This window comes from Saccharothrix saharensis (genome assembly GCF_006716745.1).
Classification (GTDB): domain Bacteria; phylum Actinomycetota; class Actinomycetes; order Mycobacteriales; family Pseudonocardiaceae; genus Actinosynnema; species Actinosynnema saharense.
Genome location: NZ_VFPP01000001.1, coordinates 5242782 through 5268978, shown reverse-complemented (window position 1 = coordinate 5268978; position 26197 = coordinate 5242782). Strand labels below are relative to the sequence as shown.

Below are 26197 nucleotides of genomic sequence, written 5' to 3'. Positions count from 1 at the left end.
GGTCAGGTCCCCGAGAAGTAGGACCGGGTGCCGGGCAGGAAGGCGGCCACCGAGGCGGCGACGGGCAGCACCAGCCGCAGCACGATCACCACCCAGCCGACGGGCTCGGTGTCGGCGTCCCGGGCGGCGATGATCGCGGCGGCGAGGACGAGCACGCCGATGACCAGCGAGCCGCCGCACAACCCCAACCGGGCGTGGTAGTTGCCGTTGAGCAGCAGGACCGCGCCCCAGACGCACGCGATGGCCAGGCAGGTGCTGGTGAACAGGGCCATGATCGGGCCGAAGCCGGCGAGCGCACCGTCCTCGGCGAGGCTGCGCACGAGCGAGCCGACCGGCCAGGACAGGGCGGTGAGGACCCAGAGCACGAAGGAGGCGGTGACGGCGGCGGGCCGGACGCGCGCGCTGGTGTGCTGGTCGACGGCGCGCATCTGCCCGGGGTACGGGGACTGGTAGTGGGGTTGGGGACCGGCCCGCGGGTACTCGACGGGGTGCATCGGCTGCCCGTACGGGTCGAACGGCGGCTGGGTCATCTCGTCACCGCTCTCGTGTAGGCGTTCGAGGCGGGCAGGTACATCGTCGCGAAGCCGAGCGCGCAGGCGCCCAGGAACGCCCACGACCACGCCACGCCCCACAGCCAGTGCACGTAGGGCACGCCACCGGCGGCGAACACCAGCATCCAGACGAACCCGAACGCCCCGGCGGGCAGTCCGAGCGCGGTGAGCGTGACGCGGGCCCAGTTGCGGCCCGAGCGGAGCTTGGCGGCGGCGATGACGAACGGCACGGACAGCACCGCGAGCGACAGCATGAGCAGGACCGGCGTGAACCGCGCGCTCAGCTCCGCCTCGCCCCTGGTCATCGGGTCGACGTCGGCCGCGGAGTCGCGCACGAGGTCGTCGGTCAGCAGGTCGACGCCGGTGTAGAACAGCGCGGGCAGGGCGATCACCGCGAGCACCGCGCCCGCGATCCAGCTCCAGGACGCGACGGTGGTCGTGACCGGGCGGCGTGGGCCGAGGTCGGCCGGGTGCACCGGCGGCATCGGGGCCGGCAGCTGGAAGCCGGGTGGCAGGGGCGCGTGCGCGTGCCCCTGCCCCGGCAGGTCCACCCGGTGGAAGGGCGAGGCGAACGGGTCCGGTTCGGGCATGGGGTTCTCCGCGGGGTTCAGGGCTGGTCCGCCCTTCAGTGCTGCTTCACCCACTGTGCCGTACCGGGGAGCCAGGTGAACGCCGAACCGACGGCGATCAGCAGGAGCGTGACCAGGTTCGCGGCGCTCGCGCCCGGCAGCACGATCCACAGCACGTGCAGCACGGCCACCCCCGTGAGCACGCCGCGCGCCCACCGCCTGCCGCGCCGCAGCAGCCACCCGAACAGGCCGTAGCCGATCGCGAAGGCCACCGCGACGACGGTGAGCTGACCGAGCAACCCGGTTACCGCGGCCGGGTCGTCGCCGGCGCGCACGGCCGCCTGCTCGAGCTCCGCGCGGCGCAGCCACAGCACGAGGTTCTCCAGCAACAGGAACGCGCCGAGGGCGAACCACACGGCGACCGCGCCGCGCACCACCGGGGGCGGAGCGGGTGGCGCGGGCGCGGCGTGCGGCTGCTCGGTCATCCGACCCGTTTGGCCGAGTCGAAGTAGGCCTTCGACGCGGGCAGGTACATCGTCACCACGGCGGCGGCCACGACCAGCACGATGACCAGGCCGACCAGCGAGAACCCGAACAGGTGGTAGAGGAGCACGGCCACGCCGATCACGGTCAGCGTGACCCGGGCCCAGTTGCGGCCCGCGCGCAGCTTGAACGCGAAGAACGCCATCAGCGCCGCCAGCACGACACCGATGATCACGAGGAACATCAGCACGGCGGTGACGGCCGACTCCAGCTGCTCGGCCGTGACGCCCGGCGTCGGGGGCGCCTTGCGCGCCTCTTCGAGCGCCAGGTCGCGCTGGGTCAGCACCAGCACGGACGACACGACGAGCAGGATCGCGCCGGCCAGCCAGAGGAAGAACGACAGGCGGACTTCCTTCGGCTCCGGCCCGGCGGGCTGCCCGTGGCCGCCGTGCCCGGCCAGCTCCGACTCGCTCAGCGGCGGCGGTGCGGGCGTGTAGGGCTGCTGCGGAGGCCGGTGATCAGGGTCCTGTGGGGTCGTCACGGTTCAGAACGCTAGGGCGGCCGAGGTGTGCTGTCCACCGCGACGAGCGGCGGACAGCACATCTGTTACCTCGTGGTCAGCTGACCTTGAAGTAGTGGTTCGAGTCGGACTTGAACATGAACACGATCGCGCCGACGATCGCGACCAGGGACGCCAGCACCAGCAGGGCCGAGAGCACGCCCAGGAAGCCGAGCGAGAACAGGATCCCGAAGGCGAGCAGGCTGAGCAGGTTGCCGATGACGGCCAGGCCGCCGAGGACGGTCAGCAGGATGCGGGCCCAGTTGGCGCCCTTGCGCATCTGCATCACGACCACGATCCACACCACCACGAGGACGAGGCTGAAGATCGTGGAGCCGTAGCTCGGCTCGGCCGCCGCGCCGGACACCCCGAGCGCCGCCGCGGTCTCCCGGGCCAGGTCACCGGCGATGACCAGGCCGATCAGGTTGCTGAGGATGCTGATACCAGCCGCGACCAGCCACAACAAGTAGGCGGTGTCGACGGACTTCGGACGGGCGGGCTGCCGCAGCTCGCTCTCGTTCAGGGGCGGGGCGGGCGGCGGGTAGCCGGGCTGCTGCGGCTGTCCCTGGTTGCGCGGGTCATGGGGATTGGTCATGCGACGGACCGTAGGAGTGCCGGAGCGATCCGTCGACCGGTAATCACAACCCGTTAGCTACGGGTGGTGGCCGGCGACTGACCGATCGCACTGATCGGAAGTGTCCGGAAACTGATGCCTGGTACATCAGCGCCACGGCGGTCGCGTCGATCAGCATCGTGACCACGCCGAACGCCAGGTCGACGGGGCTGACGGCCAGGCCGAACGCGGCCGTGACGCCGGAGACGGCGGCGACCAGGCGCAGCACGCCCAGGAAGATCCCGGCGGTCGCGATGATCGTGAGCACGACGCGGGCCCAGTTGCGCCCGCCGGCCATCCGGTTCGCGAGCAGCGTGTAGACCAGGACCATGCCGACGCCGATCAGCAGGCCGAACACGATCCCGCCGGTCGCGGCGGCGTCCAGCTCGTCCTGGCTCAGGTTCGGCTGCTGCGAGCGCAGCTCGCGGATCAGCATCTCCCGGTCGGCCAGCTGCACCACGAACCGGACCAGGCCCACGGCCGCGCTGAGGATGAACAACCACCGGGCGATGTCGAGCAGCTTGGGCGGGGTGGGTCTCGGCGGCTTGCCGCGGGTCGACCGGTCGGGGTTCGGCGAGGTCATGAGCGGTCCAGCCACCCGGCGGCCTCGACGGCCCAGTAGGTCAGCACCATGTCCGCGCCGGCCCGGCGGATCGACGTGAGCATCTCCAGCACGGTCCGCTCGCGGTCGATCCAGCCGTTGCGGGCGGCGGCCTCGACCATCGCGTACTCGCCGGAGATCTGGTACGCGGCCACCGGCACGTCGGAGACCTCGGCGACGGCCTTGACCACGTCGAGGTAGGGCAGTGCGGGCTTGACCATGACCATGTCGGCGCCCTCGGCGAGGTCGAGCGCGACCTCGCGGACCGCTTCGCGGGCGTTGGCCGGGTCCTGCTGGTAGGTCTTGCGGTCGCCCTGGAGCTGGGACTCGACGGCGTCGCGGAACGGGCCGTAGAGGGCGGACGCGTACTTGGCGCTGTAGGCGAGGACGGCGGTGTCGGTGTGGCCCGCCTCGTCCAGGGCGTTGCGGATGAACCCGATCTGGCCGTCCATCATGCCGCTGGGCCCGACCACGTGGGCCCCGGCCTCGGCCTGGGCGACGGCCATCTCGCCGTAGACCTCGAGGGTGGCGTCGTTGTCGACGGCACCGTCCGGGGTGAGCACGCCGCAGTGGCCGTGGTCGGTGAACTCGTCCAGGCAGCAGTCGGACATCAGGACGGTCGCGTCGCCGAGCTCCTGGCGCAGGTCGCGCAGGGCCGCGTTGAGGATGCCGTCCGGGTCGGTCGCGCCGGAGCCGACCGCGTCCCGCTCGGCGGGCACGCCGAACAGCATGATCCCGCCGACCCCCGCCTGGACCGCTTCGACGGCGGCTTTGCGCAGCGACTCGCGGGTGTGCTGGAAGACCCCCGGCATGCTCTGGATCTCGGCGGGTGCCGGGGCGCCCTCCTTGACGAACATGGGCAGGATCAGCTGGCGCGGGCGCACGGTGGTTTCGCTGACCAGGCGGCGCATGGCCGGCGTGGTGCGCAGGCGGCGGGGGCGGTGGGCTGGGAACACTGCGGGTACTCCCTGGTGCTGCGTTAGGGCAAGTCCGGCTCGGTGTGACATGGGGCCCTCACGAGCACCCCGGGCTGGTCGGAGCCGGCGGGCTCGGCGGGGAAGAGCGTCCCGCCGAGCCTGCCGGCTACGGCCGGCCCAAGGCACTCGAACCCAGGTCGGATCGGGCCTCGGTGGGTCGGTCCCGGGTCCGTCGTGGTCGGCGTCGGGGCCTGGTGGCTCCGGTCAGGACCGGCGGAGGCGCTTGGTCTTGCGTGGTGGGGGGAGGGCGCCTTCGGCTCGCAGGCGGGCGGCGTGTTGGGCCAGGGCGTCGACCAGGGCCGGGACGTTGGCGTCCTCGGGTTGGACGTCGACGCGGAGGCCGAACTCGCGGGCCGTTTCGGCGGTCTGCGGGCCGATGCACGCCACCAGGGTGCGGGTGTGCGGCTTGCCCGCGATGCCCACCAGGTTGCGGACCGTGGAGGACGAGGTGAAGCAGACGGCGTCGAAGCCGCCCGACTTGATCATCTCGCGCGTGTCCGCGGGCGGCGGGGCGGCGCGGACGGTGCGGTAGGCGGTGACGTCGTCGATCTCCCAGCCGCGTTCCCGCAGGCCCGCGGCGAGGGTTTCGGTGGCGATGTCGGCGCGCGGGAGCAGGACGCGGTCCACCGGGTCCAGGATGTCGTCGTAGGGCGGGAAGTCCGCGAGGAGGCCCTCGGAGGACTGCTCGCCGGACGGCACCAGCTCCGGGATGATGCCGAAGCCGCGGACCTTGGCGGCGGTCGACTCGCCGACGCACGCGATCTTCACGCCGGAGAACGCACGGGCGTCCAGGCCGAACTCGCGGAACTTCTCCCAGACCGCCCGGACGGCGTTGGTGGAGGTGAAGACGACCCACTGGTAGCGGCCGTCGACCAGGCCCTTCACCGAGCGCTCCATCTGGGCCGGGCTGCGCGGCGGCTCGACGGAGATGGTCGGGACCTCGACCGGGATCGCGCCGTGGGAGTGCAGGCGGTCGCTCATCGCGCCGGCCTGCTCCTTGGTGCGCGGGACCAGGACGCGCCAGCCGTACAGGGCGCGGGACTCCCACCAGGACAGCTTGGGGCGGCCGGCGACGGCTTGGCCGACCGTGACGACCAGCGGGCCGCCCAGGTCGCCCGCGTCGGCGGCCAGCGAGGCCAGGGTGGTGTCGACGGTGCGCTGGCCGAAGCCGGTGCCGTCGCAGGTCACCGCGACCGGGGTCTGCGGTGCCACGCCGTTCTCCACCAGGGAGGACGCGGCTTCGGCCAGGTGGCCGCCGGTGGCGTGCAGGACGAGCGTGCCGGGGGCGGCGGCGAGGCCGGCCCAGTCGGTCACGCCGCGGACGTCGGCCTCGGTGTGGACGGCGCCCAGCGCGACGCCCGCGTAGGCGGGCACGGCGGTGCCGGCGGGGACGCCGGGCACCACGTCGAACGCGATCGTGGTCTTGGAGACGGCCTGCGCCTCCTTGACCACGGAGTCCAGGGTCAGCGGGTCGCCGGCCACCAGGCGGACGACGGCGTGGCCGTTCTTCGCCTCGGCGACCAGGTCCTTCGCGACGTCGGCGGGATCGCCCACGGCGGGTCGCACCTCGACGCCGTCGGGTACCAGCGCCACCACCTCGGCCGGGACGTCCGGGTCCGTGACCACGAGCTCCGCCTTGTGGAGCAGGTCGCGGGCCCGGACCGTGAGCAGCCCGGTGTCGCCCGGACCTGAGCCGACGAACGCGACTCGGCCGGGGGTCTTGCGTGCGCGGGTCATCAGGGCACTCCCCATCAACTACGCCCCGCCGGCGACGCGGTGGCGTGGCCGGAGAGGTCGAGCAACTCGGCGGCCAGCGCGCGGCCGAGTTCCTCTGCTGCGGTCAAGTCACCGGTGGCGGACGCACGGAGGAGGTCGCCGTCCTCCGTCGCCATGACCCCGCGCAGGGACAGGCGGAGAACCACGGCCCCTTCATCGCTGAGGTCTTCCACCACATCGGCCAGTGCGCCGACCGGCGCGCTGCAGCCTGCTTCGAGCGCGGCCAACAGGGCACGCTCGGCAGCGACAGCGGCCCTGCTGGCCGAGTCGTCCAGAGTGGACTGGAGGAGGTGCTCGGTGTCGACGTCGTCGACCCGGCACTCCACTGCGAGGGCGCCCTGAGCGGGCGCGGGGAGCATCTGGATGGGCTCCAAGGTCTCGGTGATCTCGGCCGTGCGGCCGAGGCGGGCGATGCCGGCGCGGGCGAGCACGACGGCGTCCAGTTCGCCGTCGGCGACCTTGCGGATGCGGGAGTCGACGTTGCCGCGCAGGGCGACCACCTCGATGCCCAGTCCGAGGGCATTGAGCTGCGCGGCGCGGCGGGGTGAGCCGGTGCCCACCTTCGCGCCGGTGGGCAGCTCGCCGAGGGTCAGGCCGTCACGGGCGACCAGCGCGTCGCGCGGGTCCTCGCGGGGCGGGACGGCGGCCAGCGACAGGCGCGGGTCGCGCGCCGTGGGCAGGTCCTTGTACGAGTGCACGGCGACGTCGATCTCGCCGTTCGCGAGCGCGTCGCGCAGCGCCGAGGTGAACACCCCGATGCCGATCTCGGCGATGGGTGCGGACGAGCGGTCACCGGGCGTGGAGATCGTGACGATCTCCACGGTCGCGCCCGCTTCGCGCAGCGAGTCGGCCACGTGGCCGGTCTGCGCGAGCGCGAGGGCGCTGCCGCGGGTGCCGATCCTCAGGGTGCGGTTCACCGCTTCTCACCTTTGGGTTGCGTCGAATGGAGGGTGCTGACGGCGGACGGCGCCTGCGGGTCGAGCCCGAACAGCTCGCGCAGCGCCTCGGCGTAACCGGCACCGCCGGGCGCCGCGGCCAGCTCCTTCACCCGCACGGTGGGGGTGTGCAGGAGCTTGTCCACCACCCGGCGCACGGTCTTGGCCAGCTCGTCGCGGACCGCGCCGTCCAGCTCGGGCAGCCGCGAGTCCAGGCGCAGCAGCTCGGCGTCCACGACCTCGGCGGCGCGCTTGCGCAGTGCCGTCACGGTGGGGGTGACCCCGGCCGAGCGCTGCCCGGCCAGGTAGGCCCGGACCTCCTCGGCCACGATCTCCGCCGCGCGCAGCGTGCCCTGCCCGGTCGGGGCGTCGGACAGCCTGCGCTGGAGGGTTTCCAGGTCGACCACGCGGACGCCGTCGAGCAGCGTCGCGGCCGGGTCGACGTCCTTGGGCAGGCCGAGGTCGCAGACGACCAGCGGCCGGTCCGGTGCGCGGTCGCCGATGTGCTCGGCACCGACGACCGTGCCGACCGAGCCGGTGCAGGCGAACAGCACGTCCGCCTCGGCGACCGCGTCGGTCAGGGTGTCGAGGCCGGTGGACGTGGCCCGCACGCCGTCCGCGCGCAGGGCCGCGGCCAGGCGTTCGCCGTTGGCGGCGGTGCGGTTGGCGATGACGACCTCGCCGATGCCGGCCCGGCGCAGGTGGGCGGCGGCCAGGCCGCCCATGGAGCCCGCGCCGACGATCAGGGCGGTGCGCCCCTCGAGGCCGCCGAGCGCGTCCGCGGCGTCGGCGAGCGCCTCGGAGACGACGGACGCGCCGGCGTGGTCGATGTCGGTCTCGGTGTGCACGCGCTTGCCGACCCGCAGCGCGTGCTGGACCAGCTCGTGCAGCGTGCGGCCGACCACGCCCCGCTCGTCGGCGGCGTTGTAGGAGTTGCGCAGCTGGCCCAGGATCTGGGCCTCGCCGACCACCATCGAGTCCAGGCCGCCGGCCACGGAGAACAGGTGCTCGACCGCGGCGGCGGAGTAGTGCACGTAGAGGTGCTCGAACAGGTCGGCGGGCTCGGCGCCGGCCTGGCGGGCGAGCACCTCGACGACCTCGTTCATGCCGCCGTGGAACGTCTCGACGACCGCGTACACCTCGACCCGGTTGCAGGTCGACAGCAGCACGGCCTCGGACACGCTCGGCGCCGTCAGCAGCTGGTCGAGGACCTTGCCGCGGTCGGCGTCGGCGACCGCGACGCGCTCCAGCACGGGAACCGGGGTGGTCCGGTGGGACAGACCGACGACGAGCACGCTCATACCGCCGTCACCACCGACCGGCTCACTACCCGCACGATCACGGGCGAATCACCACCCCGTCCACACCGATGCCGTTGACCACGTCACCGGCGGCCTCGTCAGCCCGCCGCGCGACGTGGAACGACAGGATCTGCATCTCGACCGCCAGGTCGACCTTGCGCACTTCGACGTAGTCCGGCACTTGGAGCACGACGGGTGCGAAGTTCAGGATGCACTGGACTCCGGCGGATACCAAACGGTCGCAGACGGCCTGAGCTGCCTGCGGCGGCGTCGCGATGACCCCGATCGAGACCTCGCGCTCGGCGCAGACGGTCGTGATGTCGTCGATGTGGTTGACAGGTATGCCACCTACCGGCACTCCCGTCAGGTCCGGGTCGATGTCGAACAGCGCGGCGACCGGGAAACCCCGGCTGGGGAAACCGCCGTAGTTGGCCAGCGCGTGACCAAGATTACCGATCCCGACCACGGCCACGGAGTGCTTGCGGGTGAGGCCGAGGATCCGCTCGATGTGGCTCACGAGCACCTCGACGTCGTAGCCGACGCCGCGCGTGCCGTACGAGCCGATGTAGGACAGGTCCTTGCGCAGCTTCGCCGAGTTGACGCCGGCCGCGCCGGCCAGCTCCTCGCTGGAGATGGTCGTCACGCCCTGCTCGACCATGCCCGAGAGGACGCGGAGGTAGACCGCGAGCCGCGCCACCGCCGCCTCGGGGATCGCGCGTGCCCGCTCCCGGACGTCGGCGGGCGCTTCGGTACCGGTCTCCCCTGGGCGGGTCACGACACCGTCACCCTCGCCCCGCTGAGCCGCCACGCTGGAACTCCTCGACATCCGTCGCACTGACCCGCCGGGTACCGCCACCAGCGGAGTGATGCACCCACCGTACCGCTTGTGAACGCTTGCACAAAGTTGACGACGGCCCCTGGACCCGTGGGGTGAATTCCGGTTCCAACCCGTTCGGGTGACTCAGGCGACGGTGAAGAAGACGCTGTGCCAGCCGGTCGCGCCGTCCGGGACGGGCGCCACGCGGGCCTGCGGTTGGGTGGCACCGGCCCGGTCCGTGGCACGTGCCTCGATCGTGTGACCGCCCGGCGGCAGGTCGAACTCGGCCCGCCACATGCGCCACGTGGAACCGCTCACGTCGTCGGCGAGGGTCGCGGTCCGCCACGGGCCGTTGTCGACGCGGACCTCGACCTTGTCGACGCCCGTGGGCTGGGCCCAGGCGACGCCGGTGGCGACGACCCGGCCGGGGACCGTCGACCCGCGCTCCGGCCGGTCGATCCGGGACATCACCTTGACCGGTGCCTCCCGCGCCCACCCGCGGTCGAGCCAGTAGCCCCGACGCGCGTCGAACGTGGTCACCTCCAGGTCGACGACCCACTTGGTGGCCGAGACGTAGCCGTAGAGGCCGGGCACGACCAGGCGGGCCGGGAAGCCGTGCTCCAGCGGCAGCGGCTCGCCGTTCATGCCAAGCGCGATGAGCGCGCCCCGGTCGGGCTCCAGCACGACGTCGAGCGGCGAGCCCGCCGTCCAGCGGTCCGCGCTGGTGGAGAACAGCTGGTCGGCCCCGTCGCGGACGCCCGCTTCGAGCAGGACGTCCCGCAGGGGCACGCCGACGAAGTTCGCGGTGGAGATGTGGGGCCCGCCGACCTCGTTGGACACGCAGACCAGCGTGACCGTGCGTTCGACCAGGTCACGGCGGCGCAGGTCGTCGTAGCGGAGCACGAGCTCGCGGTCGACCATGCCGTGCACGCGCAGCACCCAGTCCTCGGCGCGGACGCGCGGCACGCTCAGCGCCGTGTCGATCCGGTAGAAGTCGGCGTTCGGCGTGATGAAGGTGGGCGTGCCCTGGGCGGCGAAGTCGGCGTTCGGCGGCAGGGGCGGCGCGGGCGAGGCGGGCTTGAGCTCGCCGACGGCCCGGCGGGACGCCTCCACGTCGACCCGGGTGCCCGCGAACTGGCCGACCAGGGCGGCCAGGCCCGTCGCGCCCGAGGCGACGAGGAACGCCCGGCGGCTGTCGGCGGGGCCGGCGGGGTCGGCAGCCCCGGCGGCCTTGGCGTGCAGCCACCGGAAGACGGCGACGCCGGCGACCAGCGCGGCGACGGGCGCGAGGATGCCCAGTTGGCCCAGGTCGGGGCGGTAGAGCACGGCGGCCGCGCCGAGCAGGCCGAGGACGACGGCCAGGACCGTGCCCGGCAGCGGCGAGCGGCGGGACAGCAGGCCGGCGGCGACGGCCGCGCCGAGCAGGACCGCGGCCATGCCGAGCAGCAGCACGAGCTTGTCGTGGGTGCCGAACGCGCGGACCGCGAAGTCCTTCAGCGGCCTGGGCGCGAGGTCGATCGCGGTGTTGCCCACGGCCAGGAACGGCGAGGCCGACGGCCCGACGAGCCCGGCCACGAGGTGCCCGGCCGCCAGGGCGGCGGCCACGCCGAGGACTCCGACCAGGGCGGCGGTCACGCGGTTCATGCCGTCGATTCGACACCCCCGACCGCCCGGCCGGCCGATTTCGTAAGCGGCCGGTAATCGTCGTCAGCGCAGGGCCGCGCGCAGGCGGTCCTCCTCGACCGACCAGTACCCGTGCTCCTCGCCGTCGACCAGGATCACCGGCACCCGGTCGCCGTACTCGGCGCGCAGCTCGCGGTCCGAGTCGACGTCCTGGACGTCCCACGGCACGCCCAGCTCGCCGCAGATCCGCTCCAGGTCGGCCTTGGCCTGCTCGCAGGCGTGGCAGTCGACCCGGCTCATCAAGGTGACGTGGTGGCTCACGGCGTTCAGGTTAGGGGCAGGCGCAGCCGGGCCCGCGCGAGCTTGCCGGTCGGCGAATGCGGCAGCGCGTCGGCGAACTCCACCACGGTCGGCACCTTGAACTTCGCCAGCCGTCCCGCGCAGTGGTCCTTCACCGCGTCCTCGGTCAGCTCGGCGCCGGCCGCGGGCACCACGACGACCTTCACCGACTCGCCGGTCCGCTCGTCCGGCACGCCGACCGCCGCCGCCTCGGCCACGCCGGCCAGCTCGGCCAGCACCTGCTCGACCTCGTGCGGGTAGACGTTGAAGCCGTTGACGATGATCAGGTCACCCGCCCGGTCCACCAGGTGCAGGTCGCCGTCGGCGTCGAGGTAGCCGACGTCACCGGTGCGGAACCAGCCCTCGGCGTCCGGGCCGTGCGCGCCGTCGGGCCAGTAGCCGCTGAACAGGTTGTCGCCCTTGGCCGCGACCAGGCCGGTACCCGGCTCGTCCTCGTCCAGGTCCAGCGGCCGGCCGTCGGTGTCGACCAGCCGGACCAGCACGCCGGGCAGCGCGCGGCCGACCGAACCGGGCTTGGGCGCGCCGCCGGCCAGGGTCGTGGTCAGCACGGGCCCGGTCTCGGTCAGGCCGTAGCCCTCGTAGACGGGGAGGCCGACCGCCTCGCGCATGGCGTCGAGCAGCCCGGCGGCCAGCGGCGCGGCGCCGGAGGTGAACAGGCGGACCGTGGCCAGGTCCGCGCGGAGCCGGTCGACGGGCTGGGCCAGGATCGCCGCGTACATCGGCGGCACGCCGACCAGCGTGGTCACCCGGTGCTCGCGGATCGCGGTCAACGCCTGGTCCGGGTCGAACCGCTCCAGCAGCACGGCCGTCGCGCCCGCGCCCGCCACCTGCAGCAGGCCGGGGCCGAGGCCGTAGACGTGGAACAGCGGCAGCGCCAGCAGCACCCGGTCGCCCGCCGTCACCGGCGCGGGGCGCAGCGACGCGCACTGCTCGACGTTGGCCAGCAGCGCCCGGTGCGACAGCATCGCGCCGCGCGGCGAACCGGACGTGCCCGAGGTGTAGCCGAGCACGGCCAGGTCCTCGCCGGAGCCGAGGGCGGGAAACTCCTCGCCCGGTTCCATCGTCGGCGCGGGCAGCACCTCGACGTCCGCGCCGCCGCCGTCGCCGACGAGCAGTTCCGCGCCGCTGTCGGCGACCAGGCGCTGCAGCTCGCGCGTCGGCTGGCCCGGCCCGGCGGGCACCAGCACGCCGCCCGCGCGCAGCACGCCGAACACCGCGACGCAGAACTCGGGACCGGTCGGCAGCCGCACCACCACCCGGTCCCCCGGTCGCACGCCCGCTCGGGCGAGCCGGTGCGCCTCGCCGTCCACGGCGGCGTCGAACTCGGCCCAGGTGTAGCTGTTCGCAGTCGTGACATCGACCAGGGCAGCGTGATTGGGTCCACGGTGCGCGGAGGCGCGAACCAGGTCGGCGATGTTGCTTGCGGAAGCGGTCAACGTGACCTCCTGGTGAACCACAGCGGACCTCAGCGCAGTCTGTCACGGGCGGGCGGCGTCACGCAGTGCCTCCATCCGCGTCGTGATGTCGACACCGGTTGCCGCTACCTACTACGGAGTAACAACACGTATGCTGCCGGCACGGCGACCCTGTGGAGGTGCCGCGAGCCGATGACCGCACGGGCACGCGAGAACTCCGTCCGAACCATCCGGACGCTCCGCTCGAGGTGGAGCGCGGGAGGGCAGTCCAGCACGATCGACAGCGTGGAGAGCAACGCGGCCGACGAGCCGTGGAACCTGGTCCGCGCCGCTCAGGGCGGCGACACGGACGCGTTCGGCGCGCTCTACGACCGGTACGTCGACGTGGTCTACCGGTACGTGCTCTTCCGGGTGGGCGACCGCACGCTGGCCGAGGACGTCACCAGCGAGACGTTCCTCCGCGCGCTGCGCAGCATCGGGTCCATCAGCTACCAGGGCCGCGACGTCGGCGCGTGGTTCGTCACGATCGCGCGGAACATCGTCTTCGACCACGTGAAGTCCAGTCGCTACCGGCTGGAGGTCACCACGGCCGAGCTGGCCGACAACCGCGAGGTCACCGACGGTCCCGAGCAGGAAGTGCTGACCGACGCGACCAACGCCGAGCTGCTCCGCTGCGTCGCCCAACTGGGTGACGACCAGCGGGAATGCATCACCCTGCGCTTCATCCAGGGGTTGTCCGTGGCCGAGACGGCCGCGAGGATGGGCCGCAACGAGGGCGCGATCAAGGCCCTGCAGCACCGAGCGGTGCGCCGGTTGGCCCAGCTGCTGCCCACGTGGCTGCGGTGAGATCACCGTCGCACCACCCGTCGCCCGCGTAACCCCGGGATGCCCCGGTTCGTTGTCCGGGGCAGGATCGCTCGAAACGGTTCGGGATGGTTGGCCACGCGGGATGGTAGGCAGAGGGATCACGCCGCTATGGCGTCACAGGCAGCGCGAGCAGTTCGCCCGCGCCGTCGACGCGCATCCCGACCCCGTCGCGACCGAGGCCGAGGAGTTCGCCGACGAGCTGGCCGTGGTGGCGCTGCTGCGGAAAGCCGCAGTCACCGCGGGCCCCGACGACGAGGCCAGGGCACGGATGCGGGCGCGGATCCTCGGCGCGGCCGAGCCGCCGCCCACCAAGCTCGACCAACCCGTGCGGGAGCGCCGCACCGGGGCGCGCGGGCGATTAGCGGTCGCCCTCGCCGCGGCGCTGTGCCTGTTGTTCTCGCTGGCCGGGATGAGCCTGCTGCTCAGCCGGGACGCGCTGCCGGGCGACGCGCTGTACGGCGTCAAGCGCACCGCCGAGTCGGCTTCGCTCGGCCTCACCTTCGGCGAGGAGTCGAAGGGCAACAAGCGCCTGGAGTTCGCCGCCGCGCGCCTGGCCGAGATCGAGACGCTGGTCGACCGCTACCGCGACTCCGGCGGCGGTCCGCTCGGCGGCTACCTGACCGCGCTGACCGACTTCGACGCCGACGCCGCGGCCGGTTCCCGCGTGCTGGCCGCGCTCGGCTCGAACTCGGATCAGCGCGCCCTCGAGGACCTGCGCGACTGGGCCACCGCGCAGGCGACCCGGCTGACCGACCTGCGCCCCTCGCTGCCCGCCCGGGCCGCCGAGCGCGCGGGCACGTCGCTGGACCTGCTCACCCGGATCGCCGACCGCGCGTCCGCGCTGCACGCCCGGGCCGACTGCGCGTCCGTGACGTCGGGGCAGGTCGACCAGGTCGGCCCGGTGCCCGCGCGGGAGGAGTGCGCGGCACCGCCTGTCGACCCCGGCTCATCGCCCAGCGCCGCGCCGACCCCGACCGCGCCGACCACCACCGTCGCGCCCACCACGGCCGGCAGCGCGCCGGGTGCCACCAGCACGCCGGGCGGCGGCGTGCCGAGCGCCCCGACGCCCTCGGCCCCGCCCGCGCCGACGACCACCACACCCGCCGGCCCGCTGCCGCCGCTGCCCACGTTGACCCTGCCGTCGCTGCCGCTGCCCGGCCTCGGCGGCTGATCGCTACCCTGTCCCCATCGGACCGCGGGAGGCGCTGACGTGGTGAAAAGGCGTGTGGTGGAGGGCTCGGCGGAACGGGAGCGGCGTGCCGCGCTGGCCGGCGAGGCCTCGGCCGAGGCCGCGCTCACGATCGGGCCGTCCGGGAGCGCGCCCACCGATCTCACCGCCGCCGCGTTCTTCGACGTCGACAACACCATGATGATGGGCGCGTCGATCTTCCACTTCGCCCGCGGACTCGCGGCGCGCAAGTTCTTCAAGAACTCGGACCTCGCCGGGTTCGCCTGGCAGCAGCTCAAGTTCCGGGTCGGCGGCCGGGAGGACCCGCAGAGCGTGGCCGCGTCCCGGGAGCAGGCCCTGTCGTTCGTGGCCGGCCGGTCCGTGGCGGAGCTGGTCTCGCTCGGCGAGGAGATCTACGACGAGCTGATGGCCGACCGGATCTGGGCCGGCACGCAGGCGTTGGCGCAGATGCACCTGGACGCGGGCCAACGGGTGTGGCTGGTCACCGCGACACCGGTCGAGCTGGCCCAGATCATCGCGCGGCGACTCGGCCTGACCGGCGCGCTGGGCACGGTGTCCGAGAGCCGCGACGGCATCTACACCGGCCGGTTGGTCGGTGACCTGCTGCACGGCCGGGCGAAGGCCCACGCGGTCCGTGCGCTGGCCGCCAAGGAGGGCTTGGACCTGCGGCGCTGCACGGCGTACTCGGACTCGGTGAACGACGTGCCGATGCTGTCGGTGGTCGGCACGGCGGTCGCCGTGAACCCGGACTCGGGTCTGCGCGAGACGGCGCGCAAGCGCGGCTGGGAGATCCGCGACTTCCGCACGGGCCGCAAGGCGGCGAAGATCGGCGTCCCGTCCGTGCTGGGGGCGGGCGCGTTGGCGGGCGTGGTGGCCGCCACCCTCGCCTATCGCCGCCGCACGCGCTGAACTCCCGGGTGCCGGGACGACAACCGGCGTCCGCGCCGGGCGGGCCGGACCAGCGGGACGACCCCGGCACGCACCGCCCGGCCGTCCGTTCCCTCACCCCAGGAAGACGTTCCGCCGCTGCGTGAGCAACCGGTACAGGGTCTGCTGGATGGTCTCCCGCACCTGGTCCGTCAGGTTGAAGACCAGCATCGGGTCATCAGCCGCGTGCTCGCCGTACACATCCGTCCGGATCGGCTCACCGAACTCGATGTACCACTTCGACGGCAGCGGGATCGCGCCGAGCGGGCCCAACAGCGGGAAGAACGGCGTCACCGGGAAGTAGGGAAAGCCGAACAGCCTGGCCAGCGCCTTGATGTCGCCGATCTTGGGGTAGATCTCCTCGGCGCCCACGATCGAGCACGGGATGATCGGCACGCCGGTGTTCAGCGCCGCCGAGACGAACCCGCCGCGCCCGAACCGCTGCAACTTGTACCGGTCCTTGAACGGCTTGCCGATGCCCTTGAAGCCCTCCGGCCACACGCCGACCAGCTCGCCCGACCGCAGCAGGCGCTCCGCGTCCGGGTTGCAGGCCAGCGTCTGCCCCGACTTGCGCGCCAACGCGCCCAGCACCGGCGTCTTGAACACCAGGTCCGCGCCGAGCATGCGCAGGTGACGGCGCTTCGGGTGGTCGGCGCGCACCGCGAAAGCGGTCATGGTCGCGTCGAGCGGCAGCGTGCCCGAGTGGTTGGCGACGATCAGCGCGCCGCCCTCGCCCGGCACGTTGTGCATGCCGATCGTCTCCACCCGGAACCACTTCTCGTACAGCGGCCGCAACGGCGGCATCAGCACGTTGTCGGTGAGGTCCGGGTCGAAGCCGAACTCGTCCACCTCGTAGTCGCCCTGGATCCGCCGCCGCGCGAACGCCAGCAGCTCCGCCAAGCGGTGCTCCCAACCGACCTGCGCCCCCGGGGTCGCCGCCTCGGCGTCCTCCGGCTCGGGCGCGTGCGACGGCGGTTCGGGCACGGGAACCGGTCCGGGCGCCCGGACCGCCGCGCGCCGTCGTCGCGGAGCCTCCCGGTCCGCGCCGTGCAGCGGGATCACCCGTGCCTCCGCCACGCGTCCACCTCCTCGCCCGTCAGCGGAACCTGGCGGCCAGGTCGAGCACACCCCGCTCGACCGACGTCACCAGCTCCGGGTCGATGAGCGGTCGCAGCGCGCGCCCGCTCACGTAGTCGTCGAAAGCCTGCTGAGTCGTCCACCTCGGCGTGAACCCGAACTCCTCCTTCAGCAGGGTCGTGTCCACCACCCGGCCCCAGTTCAGGAACCTCATCTGGTCCGGGGAGAAGTCCACCAGCCGCGCGCCGCGGAAGAACCGGCCCATCGTCGGCACCGCCGCGCTCGGCACGGGCAGCGCGATCCGACCCGCGCGGCGGATGGCCTGCGACAGCATCAGCACGCCGTCACCGCCCACGTTGTAGACGCCGGGCAGGTCGTGCAGCGTCGCCCGCTCCAGCACCGCCAGCGCGTCCTCGGAGTGCAGCAGCTGCACCCTGGCGTCGTAGCCCATCACCGTCGGCACCACGGGCAGGGCGAAGTACCTGGTCAGCACCGTGTCGATGCGCGGGCCGATGAAGTTGGTGAACCGCAGCGCGGTCACGTCCACGTCCGGCCGGCGGCGGGCGAACCCGCGCACGTAGCCCTCGACCTCGACCGCGTCCTTGGCGTACCCGCTCGACGGCAGGTCCTTCGGGCCCATGTCCTCGGTGAACACGGCCGGGTCGCGCGAGCTGGACCCGTAGACCGCGCTGGTGGACTTCACCACGAGCTTGCGCACGTGCGGCGACTTCTGGCACGCGGCCAGGAGCTGCATCGTGCCGATGACGTTCATCTCCTTCATCACGGTCCGCCCGGCCGGACCGGCCGGGTTCGCCGTCACCGACGCGTGCACGACCGTGTCGACGTGCGCGGTGGCGATGACCTTCGCGATGAGGGGGTTGCGGATGTCGGCGCGCACGAACTCGGCGCGGCCCATGCGGCGCAGCAGGTCGCGTGACGGCGGTTCGGTGTCCACGCCGAGCACGCGCTCGATGTCGGGGTTCGCCGCGAAGCGCGCGGCGAGGTGCCCACCGAGGTACCGGCTGCAGCCGGTGACGAGAACGACCCTGGGCCCCATGCGGCTCCCTGTGCGAGGGGTGCGACTCGGACGATGCTATCCGGGAACCCGCAGCGCCATCGGTCGTGGAACCTCGTCTTGACGCAGGTCACGGAGCCTTTACCGGACAATCACCCGGATGGCGGGATGCGGCGGCGCCCCGGCCCGGCGACGACACCGCCACCCAACGAAGACACCGCCAGTCCCGCGGCCGCGGGGGCCGGGGACTGGCGGTGCGAGAACCCGCAGGGGCTACTTGCCGCGCTTCCTGCGCTGGACCCGCGTCTTGCGCAGCAGCTTGCGGTGCTTCTTCTTCGACATGCGCTTGCGGCGCTTCTTGATGACCGAGCCCATGCGGGTTCCTTCACTACTAGACGTCGGGGTCTCCACGCGCTGGTGGAGACACCCGTCAAGTGGGCGCGCCGACACCAGGCACGAACGGCCTATGAGTTTACCCGCCCGCCCGCACGGGCCCTCACCCGGCGTCGAAGTAGGCGTTCCGCAGGTACTCGTGGACCGCCTTCTCCGGCACTCTGAACGACTTGCCCACGCGCACCGCCGTCAGCTCACCGGAGTGGACCAGGCGGTACACCGTCATCTTCGACACGCGCATCATCAGCGCGACCTCGGCGACCGTCATGAATCTGACTTGACCGAGCGACTTCTCCTCCGCAGGCATGGATCACCGCGTCCTTCGACACGCGTCGTGCCGTCGGCTTCCCCACCGACGGTTCGACACGCACGTGCTCCCCTGAGGGTAACGGGACGGGTGGGGCTGGTGCGACGGCCAATGGCGGTATCAGTCCACCTCGTGGGCGCGTCCCAGTTCCACCGAACGGTCGCGCGCCGCCTCCAGGGCCGCCAGCATGGCCGCGCGCACGCCGTGCCGCTCCAGCTCCCGGATGGCCATGATGGTGGTGCCCGCGGGCGACGTGACGGCTTCGCGCAGGATCGTCGGGTGCTGGCCGCCCTCGCTGAGCATGGTGGCCGCGCCGACGGCGGACTGGATGATCAGGCTGCTGGCCAGGTCGCGCGGGATGCCGAGCAGGATGCCCGCGTCGATCATGGCCTCGACCAGGTAGAAGAAGTAGGCGGGGCCGGAGCCGGACAGCGCGGTGACGGCGTCCTGCTGGTTCTCCGGCACGCGGGCCACCTTGCCGACCGTGGTCAGCAGCTCCTCGACCAGGTTCAGGTGCTCGTCGGTGGCGTACCTGCCCGCCGAGATGGCGCTCATCGCCTCGCCGACGAGCATCGGGGTGTTCGGCATGACCCGGACGACGGGCGTGTGGTCGGGCAGCCTGCGCTCGTACAGCGCCGTCGGCAGGCCCGCGCACAGCGACACCACCAGCGTGCCGGGCTTGAGCACCGGCGACAGCTCGTCCAGCAGCGGCTCGATGTCCTGCGGCTTGACCGCGACCACGAGCACGTCGGCCCGCTGGGCGGCGCCGGGCACGTCCAGGCCCTCCACCCCGTACCGCTCGGTCAGCGCGGCGGCCCGCTCCGGGTGCTTCTCGGTGAACAGCAGCTCGTCGGCCGCGCGCCCGCCCTGCAGCAGCCCCGACAGCAGCGCTTCCCCGATCTTGCCTGCACCCAACACGGCGATCGTCGTCATGCGCCAAGCGTGCCACGGTGGCACAACGGCAATACCGCAGGTCCCCGGCTCAGGTCGCCGGCGTCAGCGCCAACTGCCGCGCCTGGCACACCAGCCGCCCGGCCGAGTCGACCACCACCGCGTCCTCGTCGAACCACTGGCCGTGCACCGCGCTGCACGACACCCGCACGCGCAGCCACCCCGGCGCCGGGTTCGCCCGCAGCAACGCCGTCAGCTGCACCGTCGGCGACCACCCGAACCGGCCCAGGTTGAACGTCACCGGCATCGAGATGTCCCCGACCACCAGCCCGAAGTACGGGTCGGGCCGCTCGCCCAGCGGACGCACCCACAGCCGCAGCACCAGCGGGTCGCCCACCCGCCCGGTCAGGAAGCCCGCGCCCTCCTGGTCCAACCGCACGTCGCACACCGCACCCAGCTTGTAGACGCCGCCCGCGCCCATGGACGCCAGGTCGATCGCGTTCGCGGGCGGCGCGGCGGGCATCTCGGGCAGGTCCACGTAGTCCGGCGCGGCCGTCGGCATCCGCCCGACCGTCACCACCGCCTCCACGCAGCTGCGCCCGCGCTGCTCCAGCGTCGACGTCACCACCGTCGCCGTCCGGCCGGCCTTGCGCACCTGGGTCCGCACCAGCACCGGCCCCACCTCGGGCGCGCGCAGGAACTGGGCGCTCACCGCCAGCGGCGCGAGGTCGTCGGCACCCGGCACGGCCGCCCGCGCGCCGTCCACCGCCGCACGCGCGACCACGGCCAGCAGGAACCCGCCGTGCGGCTTGGGCCCGACCGTCCACTCGGCGGGCAGGGACGCGGTGTACGTGCCGTCGCCGAGGGGGCGGACCGCACTGGCTGCCGAGAACGACACGGGGCTCCTCACGAGCGGGTGACCAGCGAACGCAGGAAGAACGCGACGTTGGCCGGGCGTTCGGCGAGCCGGCGCATCAGGTACCCGTACCACTGGTCGCCGTACGGCACGTAGACGCGCACCACGTGACCTTCCGCCGCGAGGTGGCGCTGCTCGCCGGGCCGCACGCCGTGGAGCAGCTGGAACTCGAAGTCCTCGACCGACTTGCCGTACCAGCGGGCGCGCTCGCCGACGATCTCGATCAGGCGGGGGTCGTGGGTGGCGAACATCGGGTAGCCGGAGCCGGCCAGCAGGGCGTTGGCGCAGCGCACGTAGTTCAGGTCGACCTCGTGCGGGTCGGTGTAGGCGACCGACGGCGGTTCGGCGTACGCGCCCTTGCACAGCCGGACGCGCGTGTCGGCGAGGTCGCGGACGTCGTCCAGCGTGCGGCGCAGGTACGCCTGGAGCACCGCGCCCACCGACGGCCAGTGGCGGCGCAGTTCGGCGAGCACGCGCAGGGTGGCGTCGGTGGTGGTGTGGTCCTCCATGTCGAGCGTGACCGTGGTGCCCGCCTGCTCGGCGGCCGCGCAGACGCGGGAGGCGTTGTCCAGGGCGAGCGTCTCGCCCAGGTGCAGGCCGACGGCGGACAGCTTCACGCTGACCTCGGCGTCCGCGGCGAGGCCGACGGCGTGCAGCTGGTCGAGCAGCTCCAGGTACGCGCGCACGGTGCGTTCGGCGGTGTCGTGGTCGGTCGTGTCCTCGCCGAGGTGGTCGAGGGTGACGCGCAGGCCGTCGCCGATCAGCCGGCCCGCCGCGTCGATCGCGTCGGCGGTGGTCTCCCCGGCCACGAACCGGCGCACCACGTCACGGCTGACGGGTGCGGTCGCGACGACCCGGCGCACCGCGTCGTTGCCCGCGGCGGCGAGGATCAACGTGCGCACCGGGTTCACGATCAAGACCCTAGCCGCTGATCGGCGGATGAGCGGTCGCGAGTTGGCCCACCGTCGACCTGAGCGTTGAATTCAGGGGTCCTGGACGTTCGACTCACGCGCTCTGGACGTTCGACTCACGGGTCCTGGGGGTTCGACACGCGCGGGGGTCAGAGGTGGAGGCGGGCGAAGAGGAGCGATTCGGAGAGCAGTTCGGCGCGTTCGGCGGCGGTGCGGGCGCGGCGGGTGTTGACCTCCAGCACGACCTGTCCGGTGAAGCCCGTGCGGGTCAGGTGGGCCAGCAGCTCGCCGCACGGCTGGGTGCCGCGACCCGGCACCAGGTGCTCGTCCTTGGGCAGGCCGGAGCCGTCGGCCAGGTGCACGTGGGTCAGCCCGTCGCCCATGCGCTTGGCCAGCTCCATCGTGTCCTGGTGCGCGGCGGACGCGTGCGACAGGTCCAGCGTGTAGTTGCGGTGGCCCACGTCGGTCGGGTCGATCGACGGTCGGAACGCCGTGACCTGCACCGATCGCCCCCGGCCCAGGGGACGCCGCACCGGGAACATGTTCTCCACCGCGATGGCGACGCCGCTCTCGTCCTCCAACGACGACACCAGGTCGGCGAACCCCTCGGCGTACCGCCGCTGCCACACGAACGGCGGGTGCAGCACGACCGTGCGCGCGCCCAGGTCGGACGCCGCCCGCACGCTGCGCCGCAGCCGCTCGGCCGGGTCCGGTGACCACACGCGCTGGCTGATCAGCAGGCACGGCGCGTGCACGGCCAGCACCGGCATGCCGTAGCGCTTCGAGAGCCGCTCGACGGCCCGCACGTCCTGGCTCACCGGGTCGGCCCACACCATCAGCTCGACGCCGTCGTACCCCAGCTCAGCCGCCGCTTCGAACGCGGCGCCCGCGGGCTGCGGCCACACGGCCGCGGTGGACAGGCCGACCGGGATCAATTGTTCACCAGCAGCATCGCCGCGGGCGACACCGTCACGATCAGCCCGACCAGCACGGCCAGGACGGTGGTCTGCAGGTCGTCCGCGCGGCGGATCTTGCGCACCATCATGACCAGGCCGACGGTCACCGCCAGGGCCACCACCAGCGCGGCCGGCGCGGCGGTGCGCCACAGGAAGTTGAAGCCGAGCCACAGCGCCGCGCCGCCGACCACGCCGGCCGCGAGCTGGCCGATCATGAGCAGCCACTCCTTGCCGGCGGAGCGGGCGACGGGCCGTTCGTCGTCCTCGTCGTCGAGGTCGGCGAGCCCCGCGGGCTCGTCGTCGTCCAGGTCGCGGCGCTGGAAGTCGCGGCGCGGGTAGTCGTCGTCGTCTTCCTCGTCGAGGTCGACGTACGGGTGGAACGCCGTGCTCTCCTGCTCCACCACCTCTTCGGGCTCGTCGTCGTCGCCGAACCAGTCCTCGGGGGACTGGTCGGGCAGCGGGTCGGGCAGCCGCGGCGGCGCGGGCGGCACGATCAGCACCGACTCGGTCGGCAGCGACTCCAGCGGCACGTTCGGCGTCAGCTTGTCGGTGATGCGCGGCATCACCTCGGTCACCGGCTCGCGGACCGGCGGCTTCACCGCGCCGGGCGGCACGGGCCGCACCAGGTTCGTCCGCGGCGGCTCGGGCGCGACCGGGGGTTTCGGCAGGGTGGGCCGGGACGGCTCGCCCTGGTAGTCGGCCACGATCGGCGGCACGACCCGGGTCTCCTCGGCCGGGTCCACCTCGGGGGCCCGTCTGCGCCCGCTCTCGGCCTTCTTCGGCGGCTCCAGCCGCGACGACGGCGGTTCCAGCCGGGAGGCGGGCGGCTCCAGCCGGGAGAGCGGCGGTTCCGGGCGCGCCGCGGGCGGCTCCGGCCGGGTCAGCGGCGGCGGCGGCTGGTAGGCGGTGCGCTCGGCCTCCACGGCGCGCTGACGCTGCCGCTGGGGCAACGGCGCGGGCGGCGGCGGCGCGGCGGGCGGCGGCGCGGCGGGCGGCGGCGCGGCGGGCGGCGGCTCGGGCTCGTCCCGGATGGCGCGCAGCCGGCCGCTGTCGGAGTTGACGCGGTCGATGATGGCCTGCGGACCGGTCTCCGTGTTCTCCTCGGCCCGCCGCCGTCGCCGACGCGGCGTCACCTCGCCGGAGCCCCCGCCGTACTGGGCGAGCAACTCCGCGACGGTGCGCTGGGTCTGCTCCGACTCGCTCTCTCGACTCATCAACTCCACCGTGCCCCGTGGCGGCCAGTCCGTCCAGTGTCACCCGTCCGGCGGGTGCGGTCCGGCGGGGTGTCCAGGTCCGAACCGTTAGTGTGGTCCAGCCGACGCAGGATGACACCTTCCCGCAGGGCCCAGGGGCAAATCTCCAGCTCGTCCAGTGACAGGGCTCGCATCGTGGCCTCCGCCACCAGAGCACCCGCCACCAGCTGGTGAGCCCGGCTGGCGCTCACCCCTTCGAGCTCGGCCAGGTCGGCCGCGGACATCCGGGAGATGAACGCGATGAGCTGCCGCAGGCCCGCGTCGGTGAGCACGCGCCGCGCGCGCGGACCGGCCGACGACGGCGCCGCGCCGGTCAACCTCGCCAGCGTGCGGAACGTCTTCGACGTCGCGACCACCCGATCGGGGGCCCCCACTCGGCGGATCTTCTTCGCCACCGGCGCAAGCTGCTCGGCCAGCCACTCGGTGGTCTCGCGCACCTCGGACCGGGTCGGCGGGTCGTGGCGGAACCGGGTCCGGGTCAGCCTGCCCGCGCCCAGCGGCACGGAGAACGCCCCCTCCGGCTCCTCGTCCACGCCGACCGCCAGCTCCAGCGACCCGCCGCCGATGTCCAGGCACAGCAGCCGGCCCGCCGACCAGCCGTACCAGCGGCGCACCGCGAGGAACGTGTACCGCGCCTCGTCCTCGCCGGTCAGCACCCGCAGGTCGACGCCGGTCTCGGCGCGCACCCGGTCCAGCACCTCGGCGGCGTTGCCCGCCTCGCGCACCGCCGACGTGGCGAACGCCATGAGGTCCTCGCAGCCCAGCCGCTGCGCCGCCGCCTTGGACGCGGCGACGGCGCGCACGAGCTGGTCGGCACCCTCGCGGCCGAGCGTCCCGGAGCCGTCGAGCTGCTCCGCGAGGCGCAGCACGGACTTCTCCGAGCTCATCGGCGTCGGGTGGGCACCCCGATGAGCGTCCACCACCAAGAGGTGGACGGTGTTGGACCCGACATCAAGCACCCCGAGGCGCACGCGGTGCACCGTACCTGGTCGGGATGATCAGGATTCGAACTTGTATCCCAGTCCGCGCACGGTGACGAGGTAGCGCGGGGTCGACGGGTCGGGCTCGATCTTCGACCGCAGCCGCTTGACGTGCACGTCCAGGGTTTTGGTGTCCCCGACGTAGTCCGCGCCCCACACCCGGTCGATCAGTTGGCCGCGGGTCAACACCCGGCCGACGTTGCGCAGCAGGTACTCCAACAGGTCGAACTCCTTGAGCGGCAGGCTCACCTCGGCGCCGTCCACGGTCACCACGTGCCGCTCGACGTCCATCCGCACCGGCCCGGCCTCCAGGACCTGCGGCAGCAGCTCCTCGGACTCGCCGCCGCGGCGCAGCACGGCGCGGATGCGGGCGATCAGCTCGCGGGCGGAGTACGGCTTGGTGACGTAGTCGTCCGCGCCCAGCTCCAGCCCGACGACCTTGTCGATCTCGCTGTCCCGCGCGGTGACCATGATCACCGGCACGGCCGAGCGCGCGCGGAGCTGCTTGCAGACGTCCGTGCCGCTCATCCCGGGCAGCATGAGGTCGAGCAGCACGATGTCGGCGCCGTTGCGGTCGAACTCCTCCAGCGCGTCCTGGCCGTTGGCCGCGAGCGCCGCGGTGAAACCCTCCTTGCGCAGCAGGAAGGCGAGCGGATCGGAGAAGGACTCCTCGTCCTCCACGATGAGCACCCTGGTCACAGCTCTCCTCCGTGGTTGCCGCCCGTGCCGCTCGGCACGGGGCTCGCCAGCTCCTGCTTGGTCAGGTCCTGGGTGGGCTCGTCCTGATCGGGATGAGCCGGGATGCGCAGCGTGAACGTGGAGCCGGTGCCCGGCAGGCTCCACAGCTTCACCTCGCCGCCGTGGTTGTTGGCGACGTGCTTGACGATGGCGAGGCCGAGCCCGGTACCGCCGGTGGCGCGCGAGCGGGCCTTGTCGACCCGGTAGAAGCGCTCGAACACGCGGGTCTGCTGGTCCTCGGCGATGCCGATGCCGCGGTCGGTGACGGCGATCTCGACGAAGCCGTCCACGAGCTTGCGGCTGACCGACACGGGGCTGCCCGGCGGCGAGTACGCGACCGCGTTGTCGAGCAGGTTGCTCAACGCGGTGACCAGCAGCGTCCGGTCGCCCTCCACCTCGAGGCCGCTCGGCTCGTCGGTGGTGATCCCGATGCCCGCGGACTCGGCGGCCAGCCGCGACCGGCCCATCGCCTCGTCGATGACCACGTCGACCTCGACCCGGCTGAGCTCCGGCAGCTTCTCCGCGCCCTGCAGGCGCGAGAGCGCGATCAGCTCGGTGACCAGGGTGCCCAGCCGGGTGGCCTCCTGCATGATCTTGGCGCTGAACCGGCGGACCTCCTCCTGGTCGTCCGCGGCGTCCAGCACCGCCTCGGCCAGCAGCGCGAGCGCGCCGACCGGGGTCTTCAGCTCGTGGCTGACGTTGGCCACGAAGTCGCGCCGGGTCGCCTCCAGCCGCACCGACTCCGACTCGTCGGAGGCGTCCACCACCACGAAGCCCTCGGTCAGCACCTTGACGGTGGCGTGCACCGCCTGCGGCTGGCGGCCCTTGATGACCTCCAGCGACGACAGGTCGACCGCGATGACGCCGCCGTCGGAGCGGGCCATCTCGGCGGCGCGCCGGGCCCGGTCGTCCACCCGGTTGTTGCGCACCACGCCCAGCTCCTCGGCGCGGGCGTTGTGCAGCACGACGTCCCCGAAGCCGTTGAGCACGACGAGGCCGTCGGGGGACGAGTGGACGACCATGGCCATCAGGTCGGCGACGGTGAGGCCCTTGGGACGCGTTTCGCGGCGGCGGGCGGTGACCCGTCCGACGAGAAACGCGGTGCCGCCGATCAGCAGAGCGCCGATCGACAGGACGAGGTAACCCGTTGCGGTCACGAGCGCATCGTAAGCAGGTCAGCCGGGGTACGGCCTAGAG

Annotated in this window: 29 protein-coding genes; 3 read left to right on the top strand and 26 right to left on the bottom strand. The window is 73.1% G+C overall.

What is annotated here, in order from left to right; translation table 11 throughout:
* Positions 1-2: 2 nt before the first annotated feature.
* The 14 genes from FHX81_RS23490 to FHX81_RS23425 all read right to left on the bottom strand — a co-directional run bounded on the left by FHX81_RS23490 (position 3) and on the right by FHX81_RS23425 (position 12601).
* Entirely contained in the window at positions 3-530 is a 528-nt protein-coding gene (locus tag FHX81_RS23490; protein WP_141980196.1) for a hypothetical protein, read from the bottom strand.
* Entirely contained in the window at positions 527-1141 is a 615-nt protein-coding gene (locus FHX81_RS23485) for a hypothetical protein (protein WP_141980195.1), read from the bottom strand. The genes FHX81_RS23490 and FHX81_RS23485 overlap by 4 nt, the downstream gene beginning before the upstream one ends.
* Positions 1142-1176: 35 nt before the next feature.
* Positions 1177-1605, bottom strand: a complete 429-nt coding sequence (locus FHX81_RS23480; protein WP_141980194.1) for a hypothetical protein — start codon at positions 1603-1605, stop codon at positions 1177-1179.
* Positions 1602-2144, bottom strand: coding sequence for a tripartite tricarboxylate transporter TctB family protein (locus FHX81_RS23475; protein WP_141980193.1), 543 nt, complete (start codon positions 2142-2144; stop codon positions 1602-1604). Before FHX81_RS23475 ends, FHX81_RS23480 begins: the two co-directional genes overlap by 4 nt.
* Before the next feature lie 76 nt (positions 2145-2220).
* Entirely contained in the window at positions 2221-2757 is a 537-nt protein-coding gene (locus FHX81_RS23470) for a hypothetical protein (RefSeq protein ID WP_141980192.1), read from the bottom strand.
* Between the two features lie 43 nt (positions 2758-2800).
* Positions 2801-3358 carry a hypothetical protein gene (locus FHX81_RS23465; protein WP_141980191.1) on the bottom strand — a complete coding sequence of 186 codons (558 nt, stop codon included), beginning with the start codon at positions 3356-3358 and terminating at the stop codon, positions 2801-2803.
* Positions 3355-4332, bottom strand: a complete 978-nt coding sequence (gene hemB, locus FHX81_RS23460) for a porphobilinogen synthase (RefSeq protein ID WP_141980190.1) — start codon at positions 4330-4332, stop codon at positions 3355-3357. Before hemB ends, FHX81_RS23465 begins: the two co-directional genes overlap by 4 nt.
* A 225-nt stretch (positions 4333-4557) precedes the next feature.
* Positions 4558-6090: a bifunctional uroporphyrinogen-III C-methyltransferase/uroporphyrinogen-III synthase gene (locus FHX81_RS23455; protein WP_141980189.1), complete on the bottom strand. Its 1533-nt coding sequence runs from the start codon at positions 6088-6090 to the stop codon at positions 4558-4560.
* Positions 6091-6104: 14 nt separating this feature from the next.
* On the bottom strand, positions 6105-7046 hold the full coding sequence (gene hemC / locus FHX81_RS23450) for a hydroxymethylbilane synthase (RefSeq protein ID WP_141980188.1): 942 nt from the start codon (positions 7044-7046) through the stop codon (positions 6105-6107).
* Complete coding sequence (locus FHX81_RS23445) at positions 7043-8365, bottom strand: glutamyl-tRNA reductase (protein WP_141980187.1); 1323 nt, start codon at positions 8363-8365, stop codon at positions 7043-7045. Before FHX81_RS23445 ends, hemC begins: the two co-directional genes overlap by 4 nt.
* Positions 8366-8402: 37 nt before the next feature.
* Positions 8403-9173 carry a redox-sensing transcriptional repressor Rex gene (locus FHX81_RS23440; protein WP_141980186.1) on the bottom strand — a complete coding sequence of 257 codons (771 nt, stop codon included), beginning with the start codon at positions 9171-9173 and terminating at the stop codon, positions 8403-8405.
* Between the two features lie 153 nt (positions 9174-9326).
* Complete coding sequence (locus tag FHX81_RS23435; protein ID WP_141980185.1) at positions 9327-10826, bottom strand: molybdopterin-dependent oxidoreductase; 1500 nt, start codon at positions 10824-10826, stop codon at positions 9327-9329.
* Positions 10827-10889: 63 nt separating this feature from the next.
* Positions 10890-11126 (bottom strand): glutaredoxin family protein, encoded by a 237-nt coding sequence (locus tag FHX81_RS23430; RefSeq protein ID WP_211363549.1) that lies wholly within the window; start codon positions 11124-11126, stop codon positions 10890-10892.
* Between the two features lie 5 nt (positions 11127-11131).
* Positions 11132-12601 (bottom strand): AMP-binding protein, encoded by a 1470-nt coding sequence (locus FHX81_RS23425; protein WP_141980184.1) that lies wholly within the window; start codon positions 12599-12601, stop codon positions 11132-11134.
* A 171-nt stretch (positions 12602-12772) separates the two neighbouring features.
* Between FHX81_RS23425 and FHX81_RS23420 the strand changes: the two genes are divergently transcribed.
* From FHX81_RS23420 to FHX81_RS23410, 3 genes are all read left to right on the top strand, one after another.
* Complete coding sequence (locus FHX81_RS23420; RefSeq protein ID WP_141980183.1) at positions 12773-13426, top strand: sigma-70 family RNA polymerase sigma factor; 654 nt, start codon at positions 12773-12775, stop codon at positions 13424-13426.
* A 103-nt stretch (positions 13427-13529) separates the two neighbouring features.
* Positions 13530-14618: a DUF5667 domain-containing protein gene (locus FHX81_RS23415; protein ID WP_141980182.1), complete on the top strand. Its 1089-nt coding sequence runs from the start codon at positions 13530-13532 to the stop codon at positions 14616-14618.
* Between the two features lie 39 nt (positions 14619-14657).
* Positions 14658-15545, top strand: coding sequence for an HAD family hydrolase (locus FHX81_RS23410; protein WP_141980181.1), 888 nt, complete (start codon positions 14658-14660; stop codon positions 15543-15545).
* A 93-nt stretch (positions 15546-15638) separates the two neighbouring features.
* Here the strand turns inward: FHX81_RS23410 and FHX81_RS23405 are convergent, their stop codons facing one another.
* The 12 genes from FHX81_RS23405 to FHX81_RS23350 all read right to left on the bottom strand — a co-directional run bounded on the left by FHX81_RS23405 (position 15639) and on the right by FHX81_RS23350 (position 26157).
* The gene (locus FHX81_RS23405) at positions 15639-16640 is read right to left on the bottom strand and encodes a lysophospholipid acyltransferase family protein (protein WP_211363548.1); all 1002 of its coding nucleotides are present in this window, start codon (positions 16638-16640) and stop codon (positions 15639-15641) included.
* Positions 16641-16659: 19 nt separating this feature from the next.
* Positions 16660-17697: an NAD-dependent epimerase/dehydratase family protein gene (locus FHX81_RS23400; protein ID WP_141980180.1), complete on the bottom strand. Its 1038-nt coding sequence runs from the start codon at positions 17695-17697 to the stop codon at positions 16660-16662.
* Between the two features lie 231 nt (positions 17698-17928).
* On the bottom strand, positions 17929-18030 hold the full coding sequence (locus FHX81_RS23395; RefSeq protein WP_015105422.1) for a 30S ribosomal protein bS22: 102 nt from the start codon (positions 18028-18030) through the stop codon (positions 17929-17931).
* Between the two features lie 121 nt (positions 18031-18151).
* On the bottom strand, positions 18152-18355 hold the full coding sequence (locus FHX81_RS23390; RefSeq protein ID WP_053722699.1) for a helix-turn-helix domain-containing protein: 204 nt from the start codon (positions 18353-18355) through the stop codon (positions 18152-18154).
* Positions 18356-18475: 120 nt separating this feature from the next.
* On the bottom strand, positions 18476-19288 hold the full coding sequence (gene proC, locus FHX81_RS23385) for a pyrroline-5-carboxylate reductase (protein WP_141980179.1): 813 nt from the start codon (positions 19286-19288) through the stop codon (positions 18476-18478).
* Between the two features lie 49 nt (positions 19289-19337).
* The gene (locus FHX81_RS23380; RefSeq protein WP_141980178.1) at positions 19338-20144 is read right to left on the bottom strand and encodes a thioesterase family protein; all 807 of its coding nucleotides are present in this window, start codon (positions 20142-20144) and stop codon (positions 19338-19340) included.
* Positions 20145-20152: 8 nt separating this feature from the next.
* A complete protein-coding gene (locus tag FHX81_RS23375; protein WP_141980177.1) occupies positions 20153-21073 on the bottom strand; it encodes a proline dehydrogenase family protein in 921 nt (306 codons plus the stop codon).
* Between the two features lie 149 nt (positions 21074-21222).
* On the bottom strand, positions 21223-22008 hold the full coding sequence (locus tag FHX81_RS23370; RefSeq protein ID WP_141980176.1) for a sugar phosphate isomerase/epimerase family protein: 786 nt from the start codon (positions 22006-22008) through the stop codon (positions 21223-21225).
* Positions 22005-23243, bottom strand: coding sequence for a hypothetical protein (locus FHX81_RS40710; protein ID WP_170232146.1), 1239 nt, complete (start codon positions 23241-23243; stop codon positions 22005-22007). The genes FHX81_RS23370 and FHX81_RS40710 overlap by 4 nt, the downstream gene beginning before the upstream one ends.
* A complete protein-coding gene (locus FHX81_RS23360; protein ID WP_141980175.1) occupies positions 23243-24253 on the bottom strand; it encodes a Ppx/GppA family phosphatase in 1011 nt (336 codons plus the stop codon). Before FHX81_RS23360 ends, FHX81_RS40710 begins: the two co-directional genes overlap by 1 nt.
* A 27-nt stretch (positions 24254-24280) precedes the next feature.
* A complete protein-coding gene (locus FHX81_RS23355) occupies positions 24281-24961 on the bottom strand; it encodes a response regulator transcription factor (protein WP_141980174.1) in 681 nt (226 codons plus the stop codon).
* Positions 24958-26157: a sensor histidine kinase gene (locus FHX81_RS23350; protein WP_141980173.1), complete on the bottom strand. Its 1200-nt coding sequence runs from the start codon at positions 26155-26157 to the stop codon at positions 24958-24960. Before FHX81_RS23350 ends, FHX81_RS23355 begins: the two co-directional genes overlap by 4 nt.
* Positions 26158-26197: the final 40 nt, after the last annotated feature.

Coding starts and splice junctions, on each gene's coding strand:
- FHX81_RS23455 (WP_141980189.1), bottom strand. CDS start 6,090: ATGACCCGCGCACGCAAGACCCCCGGCCGAGTCGCGTTCGTCGGCTCA.
- FHX81_RS23390 (WP_053722699.1), bottom strand. CDS start 18,355: ATGCCTGCGGAGGAGAAGTCGCTCGGTCAAGTCAGATTCATGACGGTC.
- proC (WP_141980179.1), bottom strand. CDS start 19,288: ATGACGACGATCGCCGTGTTGGGTGCAGGCAAGATCGGGGAAGCGCTG.
- FHX81_RS23415 (WP_141980182.1), top strand. CDS start 13,530: ATGGTAGGCAGAGGGATCACGCCGCTATGGCGTCACAGGCAGCGCGAG.
- FHX81_RS23395 (WP_015105422.1), bottom strand. CDS start 18,030: ATGGGCTCGGTCATCAAGAAGCGCCGCAAGCGCATGTCGAAGAAGAAG.
- FHX81_RS23420 (WP_141980183.1), top strand. CDS start 12,773: ATGACCGCACGGGCACGCGAGAACTCCGTCCGAACCATCCGGACGCTC.
- FHX81_RS23435 (WP_141980185.1), bottom strand. CDS start 10,826: ATGAACCGCGTGACCGCCGCCCTGGTCGGAGTCCTCGGCGTGGCCGCC.
- FHX81_RS23485 (WP_141980195.1), bottom strand. CDS start 1,141: ATGCCCGAACCGGACCCGTTCGCCTCGCCCTTCCACCGGGTGGACCTG.
- FHX81_RS23470 (WP_141980192.1), bottom strand. CDS start 2,757: ATGACCAATCCCCATGACCCGCGCAACCAGGGACAGCCGCAGCAGCCC.
- FHX81_RS23480 (WP_141980194.1), bottom strand. CDS start 1,605: ATGACCGAGCAGCCGCACGCCGCGCCCGCGCCACCCGCTCCGCCCCCG.
- FHX81_RS23400 (WP_141980180.1), bottom strand. CDS start 17,697: ATGGGGCCCAGGGTCGTTCTCGTCACCGGCTGCAGCCGGTACCTCGGT.
- FHX81_RS23490 (WP_141980196.1), bottom strand. CDS start 530: ATGACCCAGCCGCCGTTCGACCCGTACGGGCAGCCGATGCACCCCGTC.
- FHX81_RS23445 (WP_141980187.1), bottom strand. CDS start 8,365: ATGAGCGTGCTCGTCGTCGGTCTGTCCCACCGGACCACCCCGGTTCCC.
- FHX81_RS40710 (WP_170232146.1), bottom strand. CDS start 23,243: ATGAGTCGAGAGAGCGAGTCGGAGCAGACCCAGCGCACCGTCGCGGAG.
- FHX81_RS23465 (WP_141980191.1), bottom strand. CDS start 3,358: ATGACCTCGCCGAACCCCGACCGGTCGACCCGCGGCAAGCCGCCGAGA.